Annotated in this window: 25 protein-coding genes; 18 read left to right on the forward strand and 7 right to left on the reverse strand. The window is 44.9% G+C overall.

Annotated elements, in window-relative coordinates; all coding sequences use genetic code 11:
- The first annotated feature begins 71 nt into the window (after positions 1 to 71).
- From FXO21_RS08885 to FXO21_RS08895, 3 genes are read left to right on the forward strand one after another with little or no spacing between them, the layout of a single operon-like run.
- Positions 72 to 698, forward strand: coding sequence for an ABC transporter ATP-binding protein (locus FXO21_RS08885; protein WP_149639753.1), 627 nt, complete (start codon positions 72 to 74; stop codon positions 696 to 698).
- Between the two features lie 51 nt (positions 699 to 749).
- The gene (locus FXO21_RS08890) at positions 750 to 1,979 is read left to right on the forward strand and encodes an ABC transporter permease (RefSeq protein ID WP_149639754.1); all 1,230 of its coding nucleotides are present in this window, start codon (positions 750 to 752) and stop codon (positions 1,977 to 1,979) included.
- A 54-nt stretch (positions 1,980 to 2,033) separates the two neighbouring features.
- On the forward strand, positions 2,034 to 2,486 hold the full coding sequence (locus tag FXO21_RS08895) for a DUF3299 domain-containing protein (RefSeq protein ID WP_149639755.1): 453 nt from the start codon (positions 2,034 to 2,036) through the stop codon (positions 2,484 to 2,486).
- Between the two features lie 12 nt (positions 2,487 to 2,498).
- Here FXO21_RS08895 and FXO21_RS08900 read toward each other — a convergent pair whose 3' ends face one another.
- Both FXO21_RS08900 and FXO21_RS08905 read right to left on the reverse strand, forming a co-directional pair.
- Positions 2,499 to 3,584: a complex I subunit 1/NuoH family protein gene (locus tag FXO21_RS08900; RefSeq protein WP_149643427.1), complete on the reverse strand. Its 1,086-nt coding sequence runs from the start codon at positions 3,582 to 3,584 to the stop codon at positions 2,499 to 2,501.
- 49 nt (positions 3,585 to 3,633) lie between these two features.
- Positions 3,634 to 4,644 carry a gliding motility protein GldB-related protein gene (locus FXO21_RS08905; RefSeq protein ID WP_149639756.1) on the reverse strand — a complete coding sequence of 337 codons (1,011 nt, stop codon included), beginning with the start codon at positions 4,642 to 4,644 and terminating at the stop codon, positions 3,634 to 3,636.
- An 18-nt stretch (positions 4,645 to 4,662) separates the two neighbouring features.
- On the opposite strand from FXO21_RS08905, the gene FXO21_RS08910 reads away from it, so the two are divergent.
- Positions 4,663 to 5,541 (forward strand): Rossmann-fold NAD(P)-binding domain-containing protein, encoded by an 879-nt coding sequence (locus FXO21_RS08910; protein WP_149639757.1) that lies wholly within the window; start codon positions 4,663 to 4,665, stop codon positions 5,539 to 5,541.
- A gap of 70 nt (positions 5,542 to 5,611) precedes the next feature.
- Here the strand turns inward: FXO21_RS08910 and FXO21_RS08915 are convergent, their stop codons facing one another.
- The 3 genes from FXO21_RS08915 to FXO21_RS08925 all read right to left on the reverse strand — a co-directional run bounded on the left by FXO21_RS08915 (position 5,612) and on the right by FXO21_RS08925 (position 8,932).
- Entirely contained in the window at positions 5,612 to 6,757 is a 1,146-nt protein-coding gene (locus tag FXO21_RS08915; RefSeq protein WP_149639758.1) for a TlpA disulfide reductase family protein, read from the reverse strand.
- Between the two features lie 46 nt (positions 6,758 to 6,803).
- Positions 6,804 to 8,297 carry an Asp-tRNA(Asn)/Glu-tRNA(Gln) amidotransferase subunit GatB gene (gene gatB / locus FXO21_RS08920; protein WP_149639759.1) on the reverse strand — a complete coding sequence of 498 codons (1,494 nt, stop codon included), beginning with the start codon at positions 8,295 to 8,297 and terminating at the stop codon, positions 6,804 to 6,806.
- Positions 8,298 to 8,383: 86 nt separating this feature from the next.
- Positions 8,384 to 8,932, reverse strand: a complete 549-nt coding sequence (locus FXO21_RS08925; RefSeq protein WP_149639760.1) for a c-type cytochrome — start codon at positions 8,930 to 8,932, stop codon at positions 8,384 to 8,386.
- 274 nt (positions 8,933 to 9,206) lie between these two features.
- On the opposite strand from FXO21_RS08925, the gene rpmG reads away from it, so the two are divergent.
- The 7 genes from rpmG to FXO21_RS08960 all read left to right on the forward strand — a co-directional run bounded on the left by rpmG (position 9,207) and on the right by FXO21_RS08960 (position 13,129).
- Positions 9,207 to 9,389: a 50S ribosomal protein L33 gene (gene rpmG, locus FXO21_RS08930; protein WP_019944752.1), complete on the forward strand. Its 183-nt coding sequence runs from the start codon at positions 9,207 to 9,209 to the stop codon at positions 9,387 to 9,389.
- Positions 9,390 to 9,416: 27 nt separating this feature from the next.
- Positions 9,417 to 9,569: a DUF4295 domain-containing protein gene (locus tag FXO21_RS08935; protein ID WP_149639761.1), complete on the forward strand. Its 153-nt coding sequence runs from the start codon at positions 9,417 to 9,419 to the stop codon at positions 9,567 to 9,569.
- 101 nt (positions 9,570 to 9,670) lie between these two features.
- Positions 9,671 to 10,633, forward strand: coding sequence for a signal recognition particle-docking protein FtsY (gene ftsY / locus FXO21_RS08940; protein WP_149639762.1), 963 nt, complete (start codon positions 9,671 to 9,673; stop codon positions 10,631 to 10,633).
- Between the two features lie 25 nt (positions 10,634 to 10,658).
- Complete coding sequence (locus FXO21_RS08945) at positions 10,659 to 10,838, forward strand: hypothetical protein (protein WP_149639763.1); 180 nt, start codon at positions 10,659 to 10,661, stop codon at positions 10,836 to 10,838.
- 35 nt (positions 10,839 to 10,873) lie between these two features.
- Positions 10,874 to 11,134, forward strand: coding sequence for a type II toxin-antitoxin system RelE/ParE family toxin (locus FXO21_RS29180; protein ID WP_409014835.1), 261 nt, complete (start codon positions 10,874 to 10,876; stop codon positions 11,132 to 11,134).
- Positions 11,135 to 11,272: 138 nt separating this feature from the next.
- Positions 11,273 to 12,583 carry a 30S ribosomal protein S12 methylthiotransferase RimO gene (rimO, locus tag FXO21_RS08955; RefSeq protein WP_149639764.1) on the forward strand — a complete coding sequence of 437 codons (1,311 nt, stop codon included), beginning with the start codon at positions 11,273 to 11,275 and terminating at the stop codon, positions 12,581 to 12,583.
- Positions 12,584 to 12,652: 69 nt separating this feature from the next.
- Positions 12,653 to 13,129 carry a DUF4293 domain-containing protein gene (locus tag FXO21_RS08960; protein ID WP_149639765.1) on the forward strand — a complete coding sequence of 159 codons (477 nt, stop codon included), beginning with the start codon at positions 12,653 to 12,655 and terminating at the stop codon, positions 13,127 to 13,129.
- A gap of 42 nt (positions 13,130 to 13,171) precedes the next feature.
- On the opposite strand, the gene FXO21_RS08965 is transcribed toward FXO21_RS08960, so the two are convergent.
- Positions 13,172 to 14,146: a KpsF/GutQ family sugar-phosphate isomerase gene (locus FXO21_RS08965; protein WP_149639766.1), complete on the reverse strand. Its 975-nt coding sequence runs from the start codon at positions 14,144 to 14,146 to the stop codon at positions 13,172 to 13,174.
- A gap of 93 nt (positions 14,147 to 14,239) precedes the next feature.
- Between FXO21_RS08965 and recQ the strand changes: the two genes are divergently transcribed.
- From recQ to FXO21_RS09000, 7 genes are all read left to right on the forward strand, one after another.
- Positions 14,240 to 16,453, forward strand: coding sequence for a DNA helicase RecQ (gene recQ, locus FXO21_RS08970; protein ID WP_149639767.1), 2,214 nt, complete (start codon positions 14,240 to 14,242; stop codon positions 16,451 to 16,453).
- Between the two features lie 53 nt (positions 16,454 to 16,506).
- A complete protein-coding gene (gene purD, locus FXO21_RS08975; RefSeq protein WP_149639768.1) occupies positions 16,507 to 17,796 on the forward strand; it encodes a phosphoribosylamine--glycine ligase in 1,290 nt (429 codons plus the stop codon).
- A 117-nt stretch (positions 17,797 to 17,913) separates the two neighbouring features.
- Complete coding sequence (locus FXO21_RS08980) at positions 17,914 to 19,023, forward strand: PSP1 domain-containing protein (RefSeq protein WP_225865625.1); 1,110 nt, start codon at positions 17,914 to 17,916, stop codon at positions 19,021 to 19,023.
- 69 nt (positions 19,024 to 19,092) lie between these two features.
- A complete protein-coding gene (locus tag FXO21_RS08985) occupies positions 19,093 to 20,286 on the forward strand; it encodes an anhydro-N-acetylmuramic acid kinase (RefSeq protein WP_149639770.1) in 1,194 nt (397 codons plus the stop codon).
- A 42-nt stretch (positions 20,287 to 20,328) separates the two neighbouring features.
- Positions 20,329 to 21,528 carry an L-2-hydroxyglutarate oxidase gene (gene lhgO / locus FXO21_RS08990; RefSeq protein WP_149639771.1) on the forward strand — a complete coding sequence of 400 codons (1,200 nt, stop codon included), beginning with the start codon at positions 20,329 to 20,331 and terminating at the stop codon, positions 21,526 to 21,528.
- 215 nt (positions 21,529 to 21,743) lie between these two features.
- Entirely contained in the window at positions 21,744 to 21,956 is a 213-nt protein-coding gene (locus FXO21_RS08995) for a hypothetical protein (protein WP_149639772.1), read from the forward strand.
- A 128-nt stretch (positions 21,957 to 22,084) separates the two neighbouring features.
- The gene (locus FXO21_RS09000) at positions 22,085 to 22,351 is read left to right on the forward strand and encodes a hypothetical protein (protein WP_149639773.1); all 267 of its coding nucleotides are present in this window, start codon (positions 22,085 to 22,087) and stop codon (positions 22,349 to 22,351) included.
- 124 nt (positions 22,352 to 22,475) lie between these two features.
- Here FXO21_RS09000 and FXO21_RS09005 read toward each other — a convergent pair whose 3' ends face one another.
- The gene (locus FXO21_RS09005) at positions 22,476 to 23,927 is read right to left on the reverse strand and encodes an amino acid permease (RefSeq protein WP_149639774.1); all 1,452 of its coding nucleotides are present in this window, start codon (positions 23,925 to 23,927) and stop codon (positions 22,476 to 22,478) included.
- Between the last annotated feature and the right edge of the window lie 93 nt (positions 23,928 to 24,020).

Below are 24,020 nucleotides of genomic sequence, written 5' to 3' on the forward strand. Positions count from 1 at the left end.
TATTAACTAACGTTTTAAATGGACGTCAAACAAAACTTTGCTATCATTGTGGCTCAAAAAAGATCCGGGAAATGATTGCGAGTCATAATTTAAAGTTTTCGTATTCTGCTCAAAAACAATTCCAATTCCCCGATATCAGCTGTGGCGACAAGGAAACTTTGCTGATCCTGGGGCAGTCGGGAAGAGGAAAAACTACTTTATTGCATTTGCTGGCACTCCTGCTCGACCCCGAGGCCGGAGAGGTAATCATCGGCGGAAGATCCATCAGGCATTTGTCTCATGAACAAATCGCCCTGATCAGGGCAAAGAATATTGGTATTATTTACCAGCGTGCCCATTTCGTCAGCGCGTTGTCTGTGATTGATAATATGCTGCTATCCAATTTTTTAGCAGAAAAGGATCAGGATCGAAAAAAGGCTATATACCTTGCAAACGAACTCGGTTTCGCAGAACATTTATCAAAAAAAACATCCCAGCTTAGCCAGGGTGAGCAGCAGCGGGTAAGTATAGCAAGGGCATTGATGAACGATCCGAATGTGATACTGGCTGATGAGCCTACATCAAGCCTGGACGATGTTAACTGCCAACGCGTAATTGATCTTTTAAAAACACAGTCCGCATCCATCGGAGCCAGTCTGGTGGTGGTTACGCATGATCAGCGGCTAAAAAGTGAATTCTCCAATCAGGTTATTCTATAATCACTGCGATAAAAAGTTGGAAAAACAGGAGTCCTGTCAATATAAAAAGCAATGAACCTTTTCAAGATCAGTTTCGCCAATATCAAAGAAAAGAAGCTCAACAGCTTCCTGAGTGCACTTTTGCTCGCGCTCGGCATTGGTATGATCTCATTGCTCCTGCTCCTGAACCAGCAGCTTGACGAGCAATTCCGGAAAAATATCAAGGGGATAGATATGGTAGTAGGTGCAAAAGGAAGCCCCCTGCAACTGATTTTATCGAGCATTTACCAGATTGACGCGCCTACCGGCAACGTTCCGCTGGCCGAGGTCAATTCGTTGCGTAAAAATCCTTTTGTAAAAACTGTTATCCCGCTTTCCATGGGCGATAGTTACCAGGGATTTCGTATCGTCGGGACAACGCCTAAATATATTGAACATTACAATGTTAAAATTGCTGAAGGGCATATTCACAATGCCTCCATGGAAGTTACCGTTGGCAGCAAGGTAGCCCGCAATGCTGGTTTGAAAATTGGAGACACTTTCGCCAGCTCCCACGGGTTGGATGGCGAAGGCGACCAGCACGATCATAAAAAATACAAAGTAACGGGCGTTTTTGCGGCCAGCGGATCGGTTGTGGACCAACTGATATTAACCCGGCTTTCGAGTATATGGGATATTCACGAACACGCAGAAGCTGGTGAAAAGAAGCATGAAAGTGACCATCACGAAGCGGATGGCGCAGAATCTGAAGAAGAAGGACAGGATGTTACCAGTGCGCTTATCCAGTTCCGGAATCCAATGGGATTAATGACGATTCCCCGACAGGTTAATACCAATACTTCCATGCAGGCCGCACTGCCCAGCATTGAAATAAACCGCCTTTTCTCCCTGCTGGGTGTTGGTATAGAAACGTTACGCGCCATTGCCTTGGTAATTATTACGATTGCGGGCGTGAGTGTTTTTGTTTCTCTTTATAATTCCCTAAAAGAAAGAAAGTATGAAATGGCGCTGATGCTCTCAATGGGCGCTACCCGCACCTCTCTTTTCTTAATGTTGCTGATTGAAGGGCTTTTTCTGGCGATTATCGGCTTTCTTGCTGGTATCATTTTAAGCAGGGTCGGGCTATTGCTGTTTTCAAAAGCGGCGGAACAGGATTTTCATTATTCGCTGGGCAAATTTGCGATCCTTCCCGAGGAGATTTATCTGTTGTTCGCTGCACTGGCAGTCGGGGCGGTCGCAGCTGCACTTCCTTCTATCGGCATTTACAGGTTGAATATTTCACGCACACTGGCGGAGGAATGATAATCTGTATAAATTTGTTAACCAGCCGAAATCCTTATCAAACTTCGATTTAAGATGAAATCCTTCAAGACAATCATATTGTTTTTTTGCATTACCTCATTAATGGCTTTTAAACCTGCTGGAGAGCCTGTTAAGGTAACCTGGGAGACTTTGAGAGATGTTACTTTTAAGAAAAAATGGTATGCTGAGGAATCCATTTATATGCTCCACCCTACATTCGGCCCGAGTGTCCAGAAACTGAAAAACCAGCAGGTATCGATCACGGGCTATATTCTGCCGGTCGATCTGGATGCGAATCTGTATGTTCTTTCTGCATTTCCATTCAGTGCGTGTTTCTTTTGCGGCGGCGCTGGTCCGGAAACTGTGATGACGCTTAACTTTAAGAAAAAGGACGGGAGAAAATTCAAAACCGATGAAAGGCTGACTTTTACCGGCACATTGAAGCTGAATGCAGATGATATTTACCAGATGAACTACATTCTGGACGGCGCGGAAATCACGAATTAGGGTATTAAATGATCAGATTCCGATCAGGCGCCAGACACCGCAAATAAAGAATAGCACAAGTCCGACTGGCGTTAATACTTTCCAGCCGAGGTACATGAGCTGATCCACCCTGAGACGTGGTAATGTCCATCTGGCCCACATTTGAACCAGGACCCCGAAAACCGCTTTCCCAAGCAACCAAAAGGCGCCGGTCAAATAGCCAAACCACGTTCCCGGCTCACCGCTGGTCCAGTCCGCAAGGCGCAACGGGCCAATGTTTGGAAATGGCGTGTTCCAGCTTCCCAGGAACAGAATAGCGCCAAGCAATGACACAAGCAGCATCATACCGTATTCCGACAGCATAAATATCGCCCAGCGCATTCCCGAATATTCGGTGTGAAAACCTGCAACAAGTTCCGATTCACCTTCCGGTAAGTCAAAAGGCGCGCGGTTACACTCCGCCAGGGAAGCAATAAAGAATATGACGTATGCGATCAACAGAAACGGATTTCTAATAATATTCCAGGATAAAAATCCTCCCACTGCGCTGATATCCAATCCGAACTGTTTCATTTCAAACAGGTACACCGGATCTACCGAGTAAATACCTTGCTGGAAACTGATAGCCTGCAAATCAAGCGTCTGCGTGAGCATTACCACGCAGAGAATCGACAAACCAAGGGGAATTTCATAAGATATGATCTGCGCCACTGCACGCATCGCACCGAACAACGCAAATTTATTATTGGACCCCCAGCCCGCCATCAGCAACCCCACGACATCGACGGAAACAATGGTAAGCAGGAAAAAAACACCGACGGCAGCACCAGAGCCAGCCAGGTCAGGAGCAAGAGGCACCACAGCAAATCCCGCGAAAACTGAAATGAAAATAACGAAAGGAGCGACCAGAAAAAGCCATTTATCAGCTGCTCTGGGCACAATATCTTCCTTTTGAAGTAATTTTAAAAGATCGGCGAATAACTGTAAAAGTCCCCATTTACCTACTTCCATTGGCCCCATCCTGTCCTGGATAAATGCAGAGACCTTTCTTTCCAGGTACACGCCTATGACCACAAAACCGGGCACAAGCAGTAAAAATATAATCAGCGTAAATGGTATCAATGCCTTTTAGGTATAATGCTCGATTTGACAAAAGTAAGTAAAAAAGTTACTCCACTTCGTCTGGCTGGCCACTATACCCCGATTCCTGCAAAATCCGGCTGGCATTGTCGATATCCATCAGCTCCACGATAGAGACTTCAGGGTTATTATCCATAAACATTCCAACAATCCGCCAACCTACCCAACGCGCTATTGCGCCAGGCACTTTTTCCCCAATTTCGGTCGTAAATGGCCGCTCCTCAATAAATTTACGCTTTTGAAGCACATTCTTTTCGTACAAAAGCTTGCTGGCTATGAAGTAGCCCCAGATATTTTGCTGGCTGTTATAAGTCTTTTTAAGGTCCGAGTCGGAATAACCTATAATATAGCTGTCGGGCGTGTGGGGAAGCATGAATTTGACGAATTCATAACCCTTTCCATAGCCGATCATATCTCCCAAAAGCGTCAGATCACCCGGACTTGTGCGGTTATATTTATTCGATAAGAAGAAAACGATTGATGGAACAATGTATTCTTTCTGGTACCGGCGCAGCTGATAATCGAACACGTCGGGGCGGTATCGTGCAGCGGGGCCGCCAAAATAATCCAGCCCGATAATGATCAGTGAGTCAGATATATATAAATCGCTCCCAGTGAAACCTGTAACAATAAATTTGACCTGGGGAGCTTGAAATGCAGGGTAGTAATATTTAATGCGTTTGAATGCAGCGGTAAGCGAATCGATAATTCCGGTTTTCCTGTCGCCAATCAACGAATCAAGCTGACCTTTAAAATTTTGAAAATCAGGATTTTGTAAGACGTTGAATAAATATCCGGCAAGTCGTGTGGAATCTACCGGTGCCTCTGAGAAGTAATACTTGTTCAGGTAACTGTGTTTGTTTAAAAAAATTTGTACTTCTGTAACCGACTTGCAGGCAAATAGCTGCTGATCCAGATTTTCCGACTCAATATTGATATTTATATCGCTGATGTCAGGCTCGCTCCGGTGATCAGGTTTACAGGAAAACGAAAGTGCAGCCAGCAGAAAAAGCAAGATAATGTTCTTTAAATAAACCATTCGAATACAAAAAATAACATGTCAGGTGAATTTTCAAAAGTAGAAAAAAAACGGATAAGCATTCTTGGATGCGGTTGGCTGGGCATCGCATTAGCTCAACGTCTGCTGGTCGATCCTATTACATTGGAGGTAAAAGCGAGTACTACCTCTGAGGCAAAGCTGGCCGATTTCGACGCCCGGAACCTGAAAGGATTTTTACTACCATTAACTCCCGGATTTTCAGCAAAAGGAGAGACGATTCGAAATTTCTTCGACGCCGACACGCTGGTCATTTCCCTCCCTCCACGATCGGGCAAAAATGAACCTGGCTTTTATACTCAGCAAGTCAAGGCTATTATAGAAGCAGTAAAACCCTCACCCGTTCAGGAGGTAGTATTTGTTAGCTCCACCAGTGTTTACCCGGACCTTAACAGAACGGTTATTGAAGAAGACGTAACATTGCCGGAGCACTCGACGGCGCGTGAAATGGTTCTAGCTGAAAATTTAATTGAAGCGTTAAGACCTGAAAAAACAGTCGGTATACTCAGATTTGGCGGTTTACTCGGCTACAACCGGATTCCTGGCAAATATGTGCAGGGGCAAAAAGACATGTCAACAGGTGAAATCCCGGTCAACTATATTCATCGGGATGATGGTGCTGCGATAATTCTGACAATCTTAAAATTAGGATTGAAGAACGAGACCTTTAATGTTGTTGCGCCTCTTCATCCCCCGCGAAAATCTGTTTATCTGGATACCTGCGCACAGTTTGACTGGGAAGCTCCAACATTTTTACCCACTCCACAAAGTCCTGATTTCAAAGTTGTTTCAAACGAAAAACTGATTCGGAGCTATCCCTACGAATTTCTGTATCCCGACCCCCTTCGATTTATGTACACGCTGGAGGATCCGGTTTGAGGAGGTTTGAATAAAAAAATCCGCAGAATTATCTCCGCGGATTTTAAACATGAATAACCAAAAAAGTGAATTATTGGGCACCTCCGCCTAGTAATTCATTCAGTTTACTTTCCAGGGCTGCGCCCCGCAGGTTTTTGGCGATGATTTTACCGTCTTTATCTATCAGAAAAGTAGCTGGTATCGCATTAACCCCATAAGTTTGTGCAACGCCGGACTTCCATTTCTTGAGTTCCGACCCGTGCTGCCATTTCAGATTATCTTTCGCAATAGCCGTTTTCCACGCTTTTTCGTTGTCGTCGAGCGAAACGCCGTAAATGTCAAATCCCTTGTCTTTGAATTTATCATACATCCGGACCACATTCGGATTTTCCATCCGGCAAGGCCCGCACCAGGATGCCCAAAAATCAATCAAAACATATTTACCACGCAATGAGGACAATGCTACCGGCTTGCCTTCGGGGCTGTTTAATGTAAAGTCGGGCGCTTCCTCCCCTACCGATACGCCTGCGAATCTTTTGATTTGTCCGACGAACATTTTTGCAAGCGTTGGCATTGGCTGTACTTTTTCGTATTCGCCAGCCAGCTTTTTAAGTACCTCAAGATCAGTATCCGGATTCAGAAAGTTATTGGCAGTGAAAAGTGCGACCAGCGAAGTACCCATTTCAGGAAGTAATGTCTTAATAGTGGTAAGACGCTCTCCATCGGCTTTGGCGAAAGATTGCTGTATTTCAGCAATCTTTTTGGTATCCTTCTTTTCTTCGGCCGCCGCGTACTCTTCATTCCACACTGTCACCTTTGCCGCGAATGCCTGCATCAGCTGATCTATCTGCGCATAATACTCCATGTTTTTAGATCCTGAAACTTCGGCTTTTCCTCCGTTACCTTTGGCATCTTTATTAGTACCGTCGGCTGTTACGTTAAAGTTTTCACCCCCTTCAACCAGAAGAACTACTTTTTGTCTGTCGGCTATATTGAGAGAAAAAAAGCTTCCTCTGTCATTTTCTGTACTTTTTATAGCAAATGTGCCGTCCGCTTTAAGTTGGGTTGAATCGATTTTCACCGAAGAGCCGCCGACTGAGGATTTGGAAAGGATTACCTTCTCTCCTTTTGCGCCATTTTTTACTTTTCCTGCGATATTAAATTCTTTTGGTTCGAGTTGCTGAGCCTGGGATTGCATTCCGGCCAAAGCGAAAACAGCTACCAAAAAGCTTTTCATACATCTATTCATAACCAAGTCAGGTCTTATTTTGGAGAAATCAATATTATAACTTCTTTGCCAGCAATTGGTTCACCAGCTTCGGATCCGCGCTATTGTTCGACTTTTTCATTACCTCTCCTACAAACAATCCGATCAAACCCTTTTTGCCTTTCCGATAAGCGGCTACCTTGTCCGGCATTGAATTAATTACCTCATCTACCAACGATTCCAGCTCGTTTGTATTGCTGTTTTGGAGCCAGTTATTTGTAGAAGCAATCTCCTGCGGGTCACGCTGTGGCTCCTCCAAAAGTACCGGAAAAATCTTCTGTGTAGCTACGGAATTACTCACAACCCCCGATTCGCAAAGTGCGATCAGGGCGGCCAGACTCTGAGGACTTACCGGGAACAATTCTATGTTTCCGCCATTCTCATTTAAAAAGGACTTTACCGGCCCCATTAACCAGTTCGATGCTACCTTATATGCCGGTGTATGGGTGCAAACCGCCTCAAAATAATCAGCAATTTCTTTTGTATCCGTCAACACCATCGCATCATAAGCAGGGATACCATACTGATTTACAAACTTTTCGCGCAATTCGTGAGGTAAGGCCGGCATTGCAGATTGAATAGCTGCCAGCCATTCTTCCGAAATTACGACAGGTGAAAGATCAGGATCAGGGAAATAGCGGTAGTCATTCATTGTCTCCTTCACCCGCATTCCATAAGTCTGCCCATTGTCCACATCGAACATACGCGTTTCCTGCTGGACCTGGCCGCCATTTTCAAGCAACGCAATCTGCCGTCTCTCTTCAAAACTGATCGCCCGCATCATATTACGGATCGAGTTCATATTCTTGATCTCGACTTTGGTACCATATTCTTTGGCTCCGTATTTGCGTACAGAAACATTCACGTCGCAGCGCAGTGAGCCTTCCTCCATATTACCGTCACTGATGCCGAGGTACCGCACAAGCCGGCGTATCTCCGTTACGAAAGCACCTGTCTCCTCCGCCGATCTTAAATCCGGTTCGGAAACCATTTCAACCAGCGGGGTACCTGCACGGTTGTAATCCAGCAATGTCTCTTCCTGATCGCCTTCATGAACCGACTTACCGGCATCTTCTTCCAGGTGAATGTGGTGAAAACGGATTATTTTGTCCGTATTCTTCCCTTCCGTATTCTTGAATGAAATAGCGACACCGCCATTTTCGCAAATAGGCTTTTTATCCTGCGAAATCTGATAGCCTTTCGGAAGGTCCGGGTAAAAGTAATTTTTACGGTCAAAAACAGTCTTTCTGCTGATCGAACAGCCGCACGCCAATCCAAGCCGCACTGCATATTCAATTGCTTTTTTATTAATTTTTGGAAGCGTGCCCGGCAGAGCGAGCGTAAGCGGGCCTATGTTGGTGTTGGGTTCTGTACCAAAAAGATTAATGTCCCGGGCAAAAAGCTTGGATTCTGTCAATAGCTGACAATGCACTTCCAGTCCGATTACCGTTTCATAGGTAGCCAGGAGTTCGTCGGTGATATCAGCTGGTTGCAGGGTATTTTGAGTCATAATGATGTGAAATGCTATTACAAAGATATGCATACGGGCCGTCCATAGCATGAACGGCCCGTATTTATCAGACTATGAAGTCTTTTTTACAAAGAATTGATCCAGTTGGCAATGATCACGATGTCAGCCTTTGGAACGTGGGCCAGAGGTGCCATTGGAGGATATCCCGGCCAGTGCTCAGGTTTTGGATTGTGAACGAGTTCAACAATTTCATCCGCCGAATATTTCTTTTTAGCAACTTCCGAATATGCAGGCCCGATCACTTTATCATAAGCCTGGTGACAGGCAAAACAAGCGTGTTTGTTAAGCAGTGCTGAAACCTCAGCCGGAACAGCTTTACGTTTAGGTGCTGCAGCCACCGCGGGAGTTGCCGCATCAGGCGCAGCAGCCGTAGAATCACCCGCTTTGGAAGAATCACCGGCGGGAGCAGGTGCGGCAGCCGGAGCAGCAACTGGTTTTTCCGGTTGGTTTTTACGATCGTTCGCCAGTTTCACAATCGCTGTTTCTTCTCTTGACTTACTGCCTGAACCATAATACTGGTCATATTTGTCACGATCTTCCTTTGAGGAACAGCCTGTAATAAAGTAAACCGCCAAGGCTATTACTGCCCAAGAAGTGCTTTTTTTCAATGTCATTGTTTTCAATTTTAAAATTTCCGCCAGATTAAGGATTGTATTCAAACATCACACGAAGAAAGCATGTTTGCTCGATATTTCCTTCATTTCAGGGGTAGAAAATAGAATTAATCAGCAACTTTGCAGCCGTTACCAATTTGTACAACAAGCATTTAAGCAATCGGTGCCAGGTGAAAAATACCTGAAAATTTCTATGTATATTTTTATCTTATTATTGTGATTAAAATTAAATGTTGTTACTTTTGCACTCCTATTTGTAAAAACGATTAAAGAAATGGCTAAGAAAGGTAATAGAGTACAGGTCATACTGGAATGCACAGAACAGAAAGAAAGCGGTGTTCCGGGAATGTCACGCTATGTGACTACAAAAAATCGGAAAAATACGCCAGGCCGTATGGAATTGAAAAAATTCAATTCTTTCCTGAGACGCTATACAGTCCATAAAGAGATTAAATAAGTTATTAAACTTTAACAATATACAGACATGGCAAAGAAAGTAGTTGCTACCCTGAAAAAAGAAGGCGGTAAATCATTTGCCAAAGTGATTAAAGCCGTAAGATCCCCTAAAACCGGAGCTTATACCTTCAAAGAAGAGATCGTACCCCTGGATGGTGTACAAGGCGCGTTGAAAAACTGATATCATTCCGGTTTTGACACCAAGTCATTAAAAGTCCATTTCGAAAAGTCCCTTTTGGGACTTTTTTTGTTTTATTTTTGATCCATTAACATACTTGGACTATGAGTTTATTCGGCTTTTTTTCAAAGGAGAAAAAAGAAACACTAGATAAAGGCCTTGAAAAGACCAAAGACAGTTTTTTCGGCAAACTTTCACGCGCTATTGTTGGTAAGACCACCATTGATGAAGACGTTCTTGATGAACTGGAGGATATTCTGGTAAGCTCTGATGTGGGTGTTGAAACCACAGTGAAGATTATCAAGCGGATTGAGGAACGCGTCGCGAGAGACAAATATGCTACTACGGCCGAACTGGACAAAATTCTGAGAGACGAAATTGCAGCGCTGCTGATTGAGAATAAATCGGTTGATATCAAAGATAGTTTCGAAACCGAACATTTGCCTAAGCCCTATGTGATTATGGTTGTAGGTGTGAATGGGGTTGGAAAGACAACTACGATCGGCAAGCTGGCGCATCAGTTTCACCAGAAGGGACATAAGGTGGTGCTTGGCGCGGCAGATACTTTTCGCGCCGCAGCGGTTGATCAGCTAAAGCTATGGGGAAAAAGAGTCGACGTACCCGTTATTGACCACGGCATGAACACCGATCCTTCCGCCGTGGCATTTGACGCACTGAAAAAAGGGACTGAGATCGGGGCTGACGTGATTATCATTGATACCGCAGGTCGCTTGCACACGAAGGTCAACCTGATGAACGAACTTTCGAAAATCAAGCGGGTAATGCAAAAAATTATCCCTGACGCACCGCACGAAGTACTGCTGGTGCTCGATGGAAGTACAGGTCAGAATGCTGTAATCCAGGCGCGTGAGTTTACAAAAGTAACAGAAATTACTGCGCTTGCGATCACCAAACTCGACGGGACAGCCAAAGGCGGCGTAGTAATCGGTATTTCAGACGAATTCAAAATTCCTGTAAAATACATTGGAGTCGGAGAGAAAATGGATGATTTGCAGGTATTTGACCGGGGCGAGTTTGTGGATTCTTTGTTTAAGAAAATAGGTTAGTATTCGATTTTCACTAAATTTGGTTATGGGTAAAATCCAGCCATCGAAAAAAAACCTAGCTACTCCGGGCGTTCCTTTGAGTGAAGAAGAATTCTTGCGCAATGTAAAAGAGGCTGAAAAAGGGCCTTTTTACACTGCAAATGAAACAGCTCAATTTATCGCACATTGGAAGTCGAAATACGAGAAGTCGCATTCAGCAAAGTAGCACTTGAAAATTTGGAAGAACTGTATGCGTATGGAGTGGAAACGTACTCCTACGAGTTAGCTACTGGCTTTCTGAATGAATTATTCGCTGAAATAATGAGGCTCTCGTCGAGCTGTCTGCATCATCCGGAATGCCGATATTTAAAAACGGTTTCTAAAAAATACCGCAACCTTCGCTTCAAAAATTATCTGGTTATTTATAGGATCGCCAGCACGCGGATAGAAATCTTAACGGTTATGCATTCCAGTCGCAGCGTAGCCAAAATGAAACTAGCGCGGCAACTCAAACTACCTTAATCGCCGCGAGTCGCTATTCTGGCTAATTTTTCCGAACTTTGCACTCCGTTTCGCCGTTCAGTATCAATCATTTGCTTTACGGCGCCTTATTATCTTAACTCTCAATAGCTAAAAGCCAACCGCCAATAGCTAATCCCAATGAAAACCAAAGGAATAGTAAAAAACAAAGTCAACATCGTTACGCTGGGTTGCTCCAAAAACCTGGTGGATTCGGAAGTATTATATACGCAGCTCAAAGGAAATGGTTTTGCCGTGGCCCACGAGTCGAAAAAAGACGATTCGCAGATCGTGGTGATCAATACCTGCGGATTTATTGACAATGCAAAAGAAGAATCCATCAATACCATTCTGCGCTACGCCGATGCAAAAGCGGCCGGAATGGTGGATAAAGTGTATGTTACCGGCTGTTTGTCACACCGTTACAAAGACGAGCTTTCAGTAGAAATCCCGACTGTGGATGCATGGTTTGGTACGAATGAACTACCGCGTTTGCTCAAAACACTGAAAGCGGATTACAAGCATGAATTAGTAGGCGAGCGTCTATTGACAACCCCCACACATTACGCCTACCTCAAAATTGCCGAAGGCTGCGACCGGCCGTGCAGCTTCTGCGCAATCCCTATTATGCGCGGCGGCCACGTTTCCCGGCCGATCGACGAGCTGGTGAAGGAAGCGAGATCACTGGCAAAAAGAGGGACGAAAGAGCTGATCCTCATCGCGCAGGACCTGACTTATTACGGTTTGGATATTTATAAAAAAAGAAACTTGTCTGACCTGATCGCGCAGCTTTCGGACGTGGAAGGAATCGAGTGGATCAGGCTGCAATATGCGTATCCGGCCGGTTTCCCAATGGATATTCTGGATATTATGAATGAGCGGAGCAATGTTTGTAAATACCTTGATATGCCGCTGCAAACCGGCTCTACCGAGATTTTGAAATCAATGCGCAGAGGTATCACACGTGAAAAAACCGAGTCGCTTATTTATAGTATTCGTGATAAAGTACCGGGTATTGCATTGCGTACCACGTTGATCGTCGGGCATCCCGGGGAAACAGAGAGTTTGTTCGACGAAACCTATGATTTTGTAGAAAAGATGCGTTTCGACCGTTTGGGTGCATTCCAGTATTCGCACGAAGACAATACGCATTCCTACACAATGGAAGACAATGTGCCGGCCGAAATCAAACAGGAACGCGCTGATGCGATCATGGAATTGCAGCAGGGAATTTCCTACGAATTGAACCAGCAAAAGATCGGTAATACCTATAAAGTTTTATTTGATCGAAAAGAAGGCGGGCATTTTATTGGAAGAACTGAATTTGATTCGCCGGAAGTAGATAATGAAGTGCTTGTACCAGCAAGTCAATATGTTAGGTTAGGCGATTTTGCGCAGGTAAAAATTAATAATGCCGAAGAATTCGACCTTTATGGTGAAGTTGTTTCCTGATATTTTCGCCGCTTGGTTTGTCTTGCTAAATTTGCCTTTCAGAATTTTGAAAAATAATATTTAAAAGAAATGTTACAAAGAATACAAACTGTTTTTCTAGCCATAGTAGTGGTGGGAATGGCCCTGTTTCTCGCCTTTCCGATCTGGAGTAAAATTGCAATGTCAGGGGATGAAAGCGCCATACTTACTGCAACAAAATTAACGCACCAGGTCACGCCCGTGCAGGCCAACATCCAGCCCGTGTACTACCTTATCATTCTGGCAGTATTGATTGCAGGTGTAGCTGCATATGCCGTTTTGCAATTCAAAAACCGCGTTTTACAGTCGGCGCTTTGTGCGGTAAATTCTATTTTAATGACAGTTCTGATGGGGCTCGTGATCTACTTCACTTTCTATAAAACTGCGAAACTGTTCGATCCGGAGCTCCCCGGAAAATACGATATCGGCTTTTACGGATTGGTAGGCGCAATGCTGGCGAATGTTTTTGCGAACCGTTTTATCCGCAAAGACGAGCGCACGGTACAGCAATCGAAAAGATTCAGGTAACCCTTCGACAGCCGGGCACCCCCTGCGCGCTCAGGACGACAATTACACCAGCCCTTCACGTAGCAGATCATGCAAGTGGACAAAGCCCAGTACTTCATTGTTTTCGACAACAATAACCTGGGTAATACTCTTCGATTGCATGATCTCCAATGCATTGACCGCATATTCGTCAGGTGAAACAGTAACCGGCGCAATTGTCATAATATCAATCGCTTTCAGGTTCAGGAGGCTTTCGCCCTCGTGCTCTTTGAGCATGCGCCGCAAATCTCCGTCGGTGATAATACCTGCCATTTGATTTTCTCCCTTTACAACCGCAGTAGCGCCTAGTCTTTTTGAAGTCATTTCGAGGATAATCTCCTGCAAAGTGGCATTTTCAGTGACTTTGGGCACGGAATTGTGCGGGTACAGATCACAAATTTTCAGGTAAAGCCGTTTCCCGAGCGCTCCACCAGGGTGATATTTGGCGAAATCGTCGTGCGTAAAACCTCTTGCTTCCAGCAGGCAAATGGCGAGCGCATCACCCAATGCCATCGTAACAGAAGTGCTGGTAGTTGGCGCGAGATTTAACGGATCGGCCTCTTTCGGTGCGTAGGCGTGCAAAACAAAATCACTGTTTTTGGCCAGATAAGAATCCCTGTTACTGACCATTGCAATCATTTTTACGCCTGTTCTTTTCAGCAGGGGAATTAAAACTTTGATCTCGGGAGTATCGCCGCTTTTGGAAACGACCATGACCACATCATTGTCCTGAATCATTCCCAAGTCACCATGAATAGCATCAGCAGCGTGCATGAATAATGCAGGCGTTCCCGTTGAGTTTAAGGTCGCTACGATTTTCTGCCCTACGATCGCACTCTTGCCTATTCCGGAAATCACAACACGGCCACCCGAATTTAAAATTGTATATACGCAGCTTTCAAATTCATCGTCAATCAGTTCAATAATTGTATGCAAAGCTTCTGCCTCCTGCCGTATTACTTCTTTTGCTATTGACTGAATATTTTTTATTAATTTCAAATCTGAAACACAGTTTAAAGGGATACAATTGTGGATATTCATTTCGAAAAACAAAGATATAGAAGTTTGGAATAACCATTTTGTTAACAGAGTATGGTAAAGCAGGTTGATCATGTCGTACTAGACACGTTGAAAGAAAAACTCAAAGAAATATTTGGATATAGTCAGTTCCGGGGTGACCAAGAGGTAATTATTCAAAACATTCTCCTTGGTAAAAATACATTTGTAATCATGCCTACCGGGGCTGGTAAATCGCTTTGCTATCAACTGCCAGCACTAGTCAGCGACGGGCTGACGATCGTTATTTCCCCGCTTATCGCATTGATGAAAAACCAGGTCGATCAATTGACCGCATTTGGTATCAATGCCCAGTTTTTGAATTCCACATTGACCAAGGCTGAAATGACGCGCGTCAAAACAGATGCGCTCGACGGCAGCCTGAAATTGCTGTATATCGCACCTGAATCACTTACGAAGGAAGACAATCTGGATTTCCTGAAAAGGGTTAAAATCTCCTTTGTAGCGATTGACGAGGCACATTGTATTTCAGAATGGGGGCATGATTTCAGGCCCGAATACCGCCGCATTTACGGAATCATTGAAAATATCGGCCAGCTTCCAATCATTGCGTTAACTGCTACTGCAACTCCGAAAGTACAGCAGGATATCCGCAAGAACCTGCAAATGGAAGAAGCTGAAACCTTTAAATCTTCATTTAACAGAAAGAACCTTTACTACGAAATCCGCCCGAAAAAAGACGTCAAAAAACAGCTGATCCGCTATATCCGAAACAACAAGGGCAAATCCGGAATAGTATACTGCCTGAGCCGCAAAACGGTGGAAGAGGTCGCTGAGCTGCTCAATGTCAATGACGTACGTGCATTACCGTACCATGCCGGGCTCGACAGTAATACCAGAATGGCAAACCAGGATGCATTCCTGAACGAGGAAGCAGATGTAATTGTGGCTACTATCGCATTCGGTATGGGGATTGACAAGCCGGATGTTCGTTTCGTGATCCATTACGACGTTCCAAAGTCCCTGGAAGGGTATTACCAGGAAACCGGCCGCGCTGGTCGTGATGGCCTGGAAGGTAACTGTCTGATGTTTTACAGCTACGAGGATATTCAAAAGCTCGAAAAATTTAACAAGGACAAAACAGTTACTGAACGGGACAACGCACGCCATTTGCTGAACGAAATGGTGGCTTACTCGACACTGGGTGTTTGCCGCAGAAGACAGCTGCTCAGCTATTTCGGTGAATATCTCGAAAAAGACTGCGGTTTTTGCGATAACTGTGTCAAACCAACTGAAAAGTCGAAGGTCCAGGAAGATGTAATTTTAGTGTTAAAGGCAGTTGCATTAACCGAGCAGCGTTTTGATTGTGAGCACATTGCAGATCTTTTGACGGCTACCGAAAACCAATATGTGAAAAGCTACGAGCACGATCAGCTGGAAGTGTACGGAAAAGGACTGGAACTGAATGAATCGAGGGAATACTGGGTCTCGACAATCCGCCAGCTGGTGATTTTTAATTATCTTGAAAAGGACGTTGAGAACTACGGTGTGATCAGGCTCAGCACAAAAGGAGCAAATTACCTGAACGATCCTTACCAGGTTACGCTGCACAAAGACCATAATTTTGAAGAAGAGGAAGTAAAGCCTGAAGACGACGACAAGGAAGCAGCCGCTACCGGCGGAAGTGCCCACGCATACGACGAAGCGTTGCTCGGTATGTTGAAAGCACTTCGCAAGAAGGTTGCGAAAGAAAAAAACCTGCCTCCCTATGTCATTTTCCAGGATCCTTCATTGGAAGAAATGGCCACTACCTACCCGACTACCCAGCAGGAAATGGCGCAGATCAACGGCGTCGGAATGGGGAAGGTGCAGAAGTTTGGCCGCCAGTTTATTGATCTGATCACGCGTTATGTCGAGGAGAATGAAATTGAAACGGCGAAAGATGTAGTGATCAAATCGACAGTGAATAAGTCGAAGATCAAAATTTTTATCATTCAGCAGGTCGACCGGAAAGTAAGCCTGGACGAGATTGCGGAAGTAAAAGACCTGGAACTTGCGGATGTAATTGAAGAAGTAGAACATATTTGCTATTCCGGAACAAAACTGAACCTCGATTATTATATCAATCAGGTAATCGATCGGGAACGGCAACAGGATATATACGATTATTTCATGACTGCAGAAACAGACAACATTTCGGTTGCCCTGGATGAATTCGCAAATGATGAGATCAGCGAAGAAGAATTGCGGTTGATGCGAATCAAGTTTTTGTCTGAATTGGCTAACTAAGTACTTAACAGACTGACTAGCACCAATCACCAAGTGAATTTTTAAACCAACTTATGAATATACTTATCTTGGGATCCGGCGGGAGAGAGCACGCTTTTGCCTGGAAAATCTCCCAAAGTCCTCTTTGTGACAGTTTGTTTGTAGCCCCCGGAAACGCTGGTACAGCAGGTGTTGCAACGAACCTCCCTATTTCCTACAACGATTTCAATGCAATTGCGGAAGCAGTGATAGCTCACAAAATCGAGCTTGTTATTGTTGGCCCTGAAGAGCCGCTCGTCAATGGTATTGTTGATTATTTTGAAGTAAACGAAAATCTTTCGCACATAAAGATCATCGGTCCGAATAAGGCTGGCGCGCAGCTGGAAGGCAGCAAGGATTTTTCCAAAGCATTTATGCAGAAATATGGGATCCCAACCGCTTCTTCCAAAACCTTTACGGCCGAAACACTTGAAATAGGATTAGAATATCTGGAAGCACATTCCCTTCCAATCGTATTGAAGGCCGACGGACTGGCAGCCGGAAAAGGTGTTATTATTGCAGAAAAGCTTCCCGAAGCAGAAACCGCCTTCAGGGAAATGCTTTTGGATAAAAAATTTGGCGACGCAGGCAGTAAAGTAGTTGTTGAACAGTTTTTGAAAGGTATAGAACTTTCTGTCTTCGTACTGACGGACGGGGAGCATTACAAAATTTTACCAGAAGCAAAAGACTACAAACGCATTGGTGAAAATGATACCGGCCTCAACACCGGCGGGATGGGCGCAGTTTCGCCTGTTACATTTGCTGACGCTAATTTCCTCAGGAAAGTTGAAGAAAAAGTGGTCAAACCAACGTTGCATGGCTTAAAGGAAGAAGGTATTAAGTACGTCGGCTTCATTTTCATAGGATTAATGAATATAAAAGGCGAACCTTACGTGATCGAATACAATGTCCGTATGGGTGACCCTGAGACGGAGGTCGTAATTCCTCGTATCCAGTCTGACCTGGCTATGTTAATGGCCTCGACAGCAAAGGGAACGCTGAACGATTTTGAAATACAAATATCACCGCAGGTAGCCGTCACAACGGTTGTTGTTTCCGGCGGGTACCCCGGCGATTATGAAAAAGGAAAGGTAATTTCCGGAAGCGAAAAAGTAGAGGATGTGTATTTGTATCATGCTGGCACTACTTTTAATGATAATTCTGAGATTGTGACAAACGGAGGGCGGGTTATGGCATTGACCGGACTTGCCAATTCCCTCGAAAATGCGGTTCACAAATCGCAGCGCGCCGCCCAGGTGGTGCAGTACGAAGGGAAATACTTCCGTCACGATATCGGTGTTGATTTAATACGTTATAACGATTGATGAGGAGGAGTAATTATGGGATGCGGATCATGTTCTTCCGGCGGATGCAGCACCAGTAGTGGCGCGGCGGCCGGATGTGGAAGTAAAGGGAATTGCGGAACCGGAGGATGTAACAAAATGAATGTCTTTGACTGGCTTAGTCACATGGATGTTCCTGCCGGCCAGCGTTTTGACGTTGTCGAGGTTAAATTCAAAGGAGGTAGAAAAGAGTATTTCCGCAATATCAATCAACTGGAATTTATCACAGGCGACTATGTTGTCTGCGAAATGGCCTCTGGCCAGCATATTGGAACTGTTTCTTTACAGGGCGAGCTTGTTCGGTTGCAGATGAAGCGGAAAAACGTCGTGTTCAGTGATGATATGCATGTAATTTACCGCGTTGCATCGGAAAAGGATCTCGACAAGCACACGCAGGCAATGGCCCGCGAAATGCCGACGCTTTATCGTACCCGCGAGATTATCCGCGAAATGAAGCTGAATATGAAGCTTTCGGACGTGGAGTTTCAATCAGATAATACCAAAACGACATTCTATTATTCTTCGGAAGAGCGTGTCGATTTTCGGGAACTGATCAAAAGTCTGGCTTCTGAGTTTAAGGTTCGGATTGAGATGCGGCAGATCAGTCTGCGTCAGGAAGCGAGCCGCCTTGGTGGCCTGGGTTCCTGCGGCCGCGAGCTTTGCTGCTCTACCTGGCTGACTGATTTTAAAAATATTTCCACTTCTGCGGCACGTTACCAGAATTTGTCTCTGAATCCTGCGAAGCTTTCAGGTCAATGCGGCAGGTTGAAATGCTGTCTTAACTACGAGCTCGAAACTTACATTGATGCATTAAGGGATATCCCGACGGTAGACGCGCCTTTGAAAACTAAAAAAGGCATTGCTACGCTTCAAAAAACGGATATCTTTAAAAAGATCATGTGGTTTGGGTTTGATAAGGACACAAACTGGTACCCGGTGGCGATTGACAAGGTGTTGCAGATCATCGACCTCAACAAGAAGGATATTATCCCGGAATCTCTTGAAATCCTGACTCCCGAGCCGGAAAAAAATCTGGAAAAAGGTGCCGGGAAATTGAACAGCGACCTCGAAAATCTGGACAAAAAATACAGCGAGGAGCAGAAGAAGAAAAAGAAGAAAAAGAAAAACCGATCAGGTCAAAACAAAAACAATCCGAACGGGCAAGGTAAGCCACAGGCTGCGGCACCAAACCAGCCTGCAGGTAAGTAAACCGGCCGGATTTTGTGAAAGATATAGGAAGTCAAGTAGCCAGCTTGACTTCTTTTTTTAGATATATCTATGAAAAAACACATAGAGCGGCTGCACCAGATCGCCAGCAGTGAGTCCAGGCGCATTATCGGATTAATGTCCGGAACTTCGCTCGACGGGCTGGATATTGCACTCTGTCATATTCAAAAAAGCGGCACTGAAACTGCGCTGACCCTCGAAAAGTTTACGACGATACCTTACGAAGACCAGTTCAGGGACCAGATCAGAACGGTATTCGCGAAACGGGAAATCGACTTTCAGCAACTCGTACTGCTTAATCCATACATTGGTTTGGTGCACGGGAAGATGATTAAGGAAACGCTGGAAAACTGGAATATTCAGACTTCCAATATTGACCTGATTGCTAGTCACGGACAAACCGTTTTTCACGCGCCGCAAAAACAGCATAACCTGACCGACTTCCCGAATGCGACATTGCAAATCGGTGACGGCGATCATATTGCTGTGGAAACGGGCATTATTACGATCAGTGATTTCAGGCAAAAGCATATTGCTGCGGGTGGCGAAGGCGCACCGCTGGCTGTTTACGGTGATTATTATTTGTTTTCAAAAAAAGGGGAAAACCGCGTTCTGCTGAATATGGGCGGTATTGCCAACTTCACTTACCTACCCGGACATTTGGAGGCAGCCGCAGTTTTCACAACCGATACCGGCCCAGGCAACACATTACTGGACTATTTTACGCGAAAGCTTTTCGATAAACCCTATGACGAAAACGGCGCGATCGCTGCGAGCGGTTTGGTCAATGAATTGCTTCTGAGTGAATTAAAATCGCTGCCATTTTTCAATCTGCCTTTTCCTAAAACGACCGGACCGGAAGTATTTAATTTCGAATATGTAGAAACTGCTATTCAGAAAACCGGTTTATCTTCGCTCTCAAACGCCGACCTGATCGCCACGCTGACGCGGCTGAGTGCGGATACCATTTCAGATGCGATTTTACGAACACTTGAAAAAGACGAGAAATACCACATTTACGCCAGCGGCGGCGGCGCGCACAACCCGGTACTGATGCAGGCAATCAGTCTGAATTTGAATCACGAAGTTGGTTTGATCGATGAATTGGGCGTTTCTGGCGACGCGAAGGAAGCCGTTTTATTTGCTGTACTGGCCAATGAAACTGTTGCCGGAATGCATTCGGATTTTGGTAAAAAGGAAGGAGTACCGTCCATTTCAATGGGTAAAATTTCATTTCCGGGTTGATTTTACTCAATACTTAAATTTCTATTGAACAAGGTTTCATACATGTACGATATCACAATCATCGGTGGCGGGATCGTCGGCCTCGCCACCGCGTTTCGCATCAAGGAACAAAGGCCCGCATTGAAAGTTTTGCTGCTCGAAAAGGAAAACGAAGTAGCGAAGCACCAGACCGGTCACAACAGCGGCGTGATCCATTCCGGGCTTTATTACAAGCCCGGCAGCCTGAAAGCGACCAATTGTATTCGTGGCTACCAAATGCTGCTCGACTTCTGCAACCGGGAAAATGTGCCTTACGATCTGTGCGGAAAAATCGTGGTCGCCACCAGCGAGGAGCAGCGGCCATTGCTTAGGAATTTGTTCGAGCGCGGAAACCATAACGGACTGACTGAAAACCGGATGATATCACAAGGTGAAATCCGCGAAATTGAGCCGCATGTGAAAGGTCTGGAAGGAATATGGGTGCCTTATACCGGTATCATTGATTATAAAACGGTTTGTGAGAAATACGCAGAGATTGTGCGAAAACTGGACGGAGAGATTCGTTTTGGCGAAAAAGTAACGGATGTTCGCAGTAAAACAACGCACTCCGAAGTAGTATCTGCAAGCGGGAAAGTTTTCGAAACAAAACTGATCGTGAACTGCGCGGGACTTTATTCCGACAAAGTTGCGCAACTGACACAGCCTGATGATATCAAAGTCAGAATTATTCCATTCCGCGGCGAATACTATAAGATAAAACCAGAAAAGCATTACCTCGTCAAAAATCTTATCTATCCGGTACCGGATCCTAATTTTCCATTCCTCGGCGTGCATTTCACGCGTATGATAGAAGGTGGAATCGAGGCGGGGCCAAATGCCGTTTTCGCATTCCGCCGCGAAGGTTACGACAAGCTGGATATCAATTTCCCTGAATTAATGGAATCTCTCGTATGGCCCGGCTTCCGGAAAGTGGCGATGAAATACTGGAAAACAGGAATGGGAGAATATTACCGCTCATTTTCAAAAGCCGCTTTTACCAAAGCATTACAGGGACTAATCCCCGAAATTCAAAGCGACGACCTTATTCCGGGAGGCGCCGGGGTACGCGCTCAGGCTTGTGATTATGACGGAGGGTTGCTTGATGATTTTTCTATTATCGAGAATAAGAATGCAATCAACGTCTGCAACGCGCCCTCGCCGGCTGCGACTTCGTCACTCTCAATCGGGCAAACCGTTTCCGAAAGAGTTTTAGCGCGGATTTAGTTTCAATCGCCGTCGACTTAAGTCGACGGTAAGTGATTAAAAAGATTTAAGCTTGTGGAGTTTTAAAGTTTCTGGCTTGGTTGGTGCCTCCTACTGCGACTAGGGTTAACTTTCCTTAATTGGTTGGCTAGTTCCTTTCCCCCGACTGAAGTCGCGGGTAATTGATTAAATTTTCTTCTTGTCGAGATTTTCGACTTTTTATTTATCTTTGAGAAATGAAAAAGTTTGCTTCGCTTTCGGAAGCCTTTGAATGGTGGTGCAAAAGTGTCTATCCTGGCCTTGCACCAGATGTCAAGAAAGGTAAGTTCACAAGTGCCTGGAAAGACTTTACCTACAAGCAAGGGATATCTGACAAAAGAATGAAAGAAGTCTTATCAAAATTTGGTGATGTAAACGTCGAAACCGTTGTAACGTTTAAGCCAAAATAAAAAAATTTTAATCAAATTAGTCGAGATATTCGACTAATTATTAGAAAGAAAAAACCCGGATGCATCTGTCGCCAAACTTCGTCACCCGGGCCAGTTTAATCAATTAACAATCAAACTTTCGTAAATGTATGAACACATTTCAGAATTCTACAAACTGTCCAGCGAATTGTACAAAAATCCATCTATCGGAAACACAGCAAGCCTTGTTGCAGAATGTGCGCGACTTCTTCCTGACCGATAAATGCTCCGAGATCATCGGTTCAATGAATGAACTGGTAGAGGCGCTTTTGTTTAGTAAAGACCTGGAAAACATAACTCCTGCAATGCGGGTCGATATTGCCAATCAGCTGAGAGCAGTAACACTGATTTCGAAGTTGAATGAGGGCCGCTTTTAGCTGTTGGCTATTAGCTGTTAGGTAATTTTTAGGGTCACAAAAAAGTCGTGGCCATTTCTTGCGAAACAACCACGACTTAATATTACTAATAGAACTTAAGAGCTAAAAGCTAACAGCCAAGCCCCTACTCATGCCCTATCTTGCTATTTTTCTTTCCATACCCAAAATAAATTGCAAGCCCTATTGCAAGCCACAAGGCAAGGCGGTACCAGCTTTCAATCGGTAGTGAGTACATCAGATACAAACAAACTACAATCCCCATAATCGGCACGAATGGTACCAAAGGTGTGCGGAAGGAGCGATGCAGCTCTGGTCTTTTTACACGTAACATCCAGACACCGACGCAAACCAAACAGAATGCAAACAATGTCCCTATACTCACCATGTGCCCCAGGTCACTCACAGGAACAAGTCCGGCGAAAATGCTTACAAAGGCCATGAAAAATATGTTCGTTTTGAAAGGTGTTTTGAATCTAGGATGCACCTCGCTGAAAAATTTAGGCAGCAGCCCGTCTTTGCTCATCGAATAGAAAACGCGGCTTTGTCCCAAAAGCATGACGAGCATTACCGAAGTATATCCAGCCAGGATCGCAATGATCAATGCCGTTTGCAAAGAGTCATAGCCCGTTTTGGCAAATGCAGTAGCTGCTGGTTTGGCATCGTTTGCAAATTCTGTATACTTCACCAAGCCCGTCATCACGTGCGCGAAAAGCACGTATAAGATCGTACAAACCACCAAAGAACCCAGGATACCGATCGGCATTCCTTTTTGCGGATTTTTAGCTTCCTGCGCGGCTGTTGAAACCGCGTCGAACCCAATGAATGCAAAGAACACCACCGCGGCTCCCGTAGCAATACCCGACCAGCCGAAGTTCTCATAAGCTCCTGTGTTTTCAGGGATATAAGGCACGTAATTGTCAGGGTTAATATGGCTCCAACCCAAGCCAATAAATATCAGCACAACTGCCACTTTAAGTACTACCAGGAGATTGTTAAGGAATGCGGATCCTTCCGTACCACGGATCAAAAGAAGTGAAAGCAGGCACACGATCAGGATCGCAGGCAGGTTCACAATTCCGTTATCAATAATGGTTCCATCGCTGAGTGTAACTACTTCAAAAGGCGAGCAGACCAACTGCGTAGGGAGGTGAATATCAAATTTACTCAGGAACTCGAGCAGGTACCTGGACCAGCTTACTGAAACCGTAGCTGCTCCCAGGGCATATTCCAGAACCAAATCCCAGCCGATAATCCAGGCTACGAATTCGCCCATGGTGGCGTAAGAATAGGTGTAGGCACTTCCGGCGATCGGGATCATGGAAGCAAATTCTGCGTAGCAAAGGCCGGCAAAACCGCAGCCTACCGCGGCAAGTATAAATGAAATGGTTACTGCGGGTCCTGAGTGTTCCGCGGCGGCAATACCTGTTAAAGAGAAGAGTCCCGCACCGATAATGGCGCCAATTCCTAATGCTACCAAACTCGCTGATCCCAGGGATCTTTTCAGCTGGTTAGCTTCGCCTGTTGATTCACTCAATAATTTTTCAATGGGCTTTTTAACCCATAATTGATTTGCCATAAGCTCTTTGTTGTAGTTATATGAACATCTTATAAAACTAAAAGAAAATTTGCTAATAACTTGTCAAGACAAAATAAAAAAAGGGATAGCACA

Origin of the sequence: Dyadobacter sp. UC 10, assembly GCF_008369915.1 — a bacterium.
In the GTDB taxonomy this organism is placed as follows: domain Bacteria; phylum Bacteroidota; class Bacteroidia; order Cytophagales; family Spirosomataceae; genus Dyadobacter.

What these genes read in the sequence shown, in the direction of transcription:
- FXO21_RS08885 (WP_149639753.1), top strand. Translation starts at nt 72, where the DNA reads ATGATTGCGAGTCATAATTTAAAGTTTTCGTATTCTGCTCAAAAACAA.
- FXO21_RS08890 (WP_149639754.1), top strand. Translation starts at nt 750, where the DNA reads ATGAACCTTTTCAAGATCAGTTTCGCCAATATCAAAGAAAAGAAGCTC.
- FXO21_RS08895 (WP_149639755.1), top strand. Translation starts at nt 2,034, where the DNA reads ATGAAATCCTTCAAGACAATCATATTGTTTTTTTGCATTACCTCATTA.
- FXO21_RS08905 (WP_149639756.1), bottom strand. Translation starts at nt 4,644, where the DNA reads ATGGTTTATTTAAAGAACATTATCTTGCTTTTTCTGCTGGCTGCACTT.
- FXO21_RS08910 (WP_149639757.1), top strand. Translation starts at nt 4,663, where the DNA reads ATGTCAGGTGAATTTTCAAAAGTAGAAAAAAAACGGATAAGCATTCTT.
- FXO21_RS08915 (WP_149639758.1), bottom strand. Translation starts at nt 6,757, where the DNA reads ATGAAAAGCTTTTTGGTAGCTGTTTTCGCTTTGGCCGGAATGCAATCC.
- gatB (WP_149639759.1), bottom strand. Translation starts at nt 8,297, where the DNA reads ATGACTCAAAATACCCTGCAACCAGCTGATATCACCGACGAACTCCTG.
- FXO21_RS08925 (WP_149639760.1), bottom strand. Translation starts at nt 8,932, where the DNA reads ATGACATTGAAAAAAAGCACTTCTTGGGCAGTAATAGCCTTGGCGGTT.
- rpmG (WP_019944752.1), top strand. Translation starts at nt 9,207, where the DNA reads ATGGCTAAGAAAGGTAATAGAGTACAGGTCATACTGGAATGCACAGAA.
- FXO21_RS08935 (WP_149639761.1), top strand. Translation starts at nt 9,417, where the DNA reads ATGGCAAAGAAAGTAGTTGCTACCCTGAAAAAAGAAGGCGGTAAATCA.
- ftsY (WP_149639762.1), top strand. Translation starts at nt 9,671, where the DNA reads ATGAGTTTATTCGGCTTTTTTTCAAAGGAGAAAAAAGAAACACTAGAT.
- FXO21_RS08945 (WP_149639763.1), top strand. Translation starts at nt 10,659, where the DNA reads ATGGGTAAAATCCAGCCATCGAAAAAAAACCTAGCTACTCCGGGCGTT.
- rimO (WP_149639764.1), top strand. Translation starts at nt 11,273, where the DNA reads ATGAAAACCAAAGGAATAGTAAAAAACAAAGTCAACATCGTTACGCTG.
- FXO21_RS08960 (WP_149639765.1), top strand. Translation starts at nt 12,653, where the DNA reads ATGTTACAAAGAATACAAACTGTTTTTCTAGCCATAGTAGTGGTGGGA.
- recQ (WP_149639767.1), top strand. Translation starts at nt 14,240, where the DNA reads ATGGTAAAGCAGGTTGATCATGTCGTACTAGACACGTTGAAAGAAAAA.
- purD (WP_149639768.1), top strand. Translation starts at nt 16,507, where the DNA reads ATGAATATACTTATCTTGGGATCCGGCGGGAGAGAGCACGCTTTTGCC.
- FXO21_RS08980 (WP_225865625.1), top strand. Translation starts at nt 17,914, where the DNA reads ATGAATGTCTTTGACTGGCTTAGTCACATGGATGTTCCTGCCGGCCAG.
- FXO21_RS08985 (WP_149639770.1), top strand. Translation starts at nt 19,093, where the DNA reads ATGAAAAAACACATAGAGCGGCTGCACCAGATCGCCAGCAGTGAGTCC.
- lhgO (WP_149639771.1), top strand. Translation starts at nt 20,329, where the DNA reads ATGTACGATATCACAATCATCGGTGGCGGGATCGTCGGCCTCGCCACC.
- FXO21_RS08995 (WP_149639772.1), top strand. Translation starts at nt 21,744, where the DNA reads ATGAAAAAGTTTGCTTCGCTTTCGGAAGCCTTTGAATGGTGGTGCAAA.
- FXO21_RS09000 (WP_149639773.1), top strand. Translation starts at nt 22,085, where the DNA reads ATGAACACATTTCAGAATTCTACAAACTGTCCAGCGAATTGTACAAAA.
- FXO21_RS09005 (WP_149639774.1), bottom strand. Translation starts at nt 23,927, where the DNA reads ATGGCAAATCAATTATGGGTTAAAAAGCCCATTGAAAAATTATTGAGT.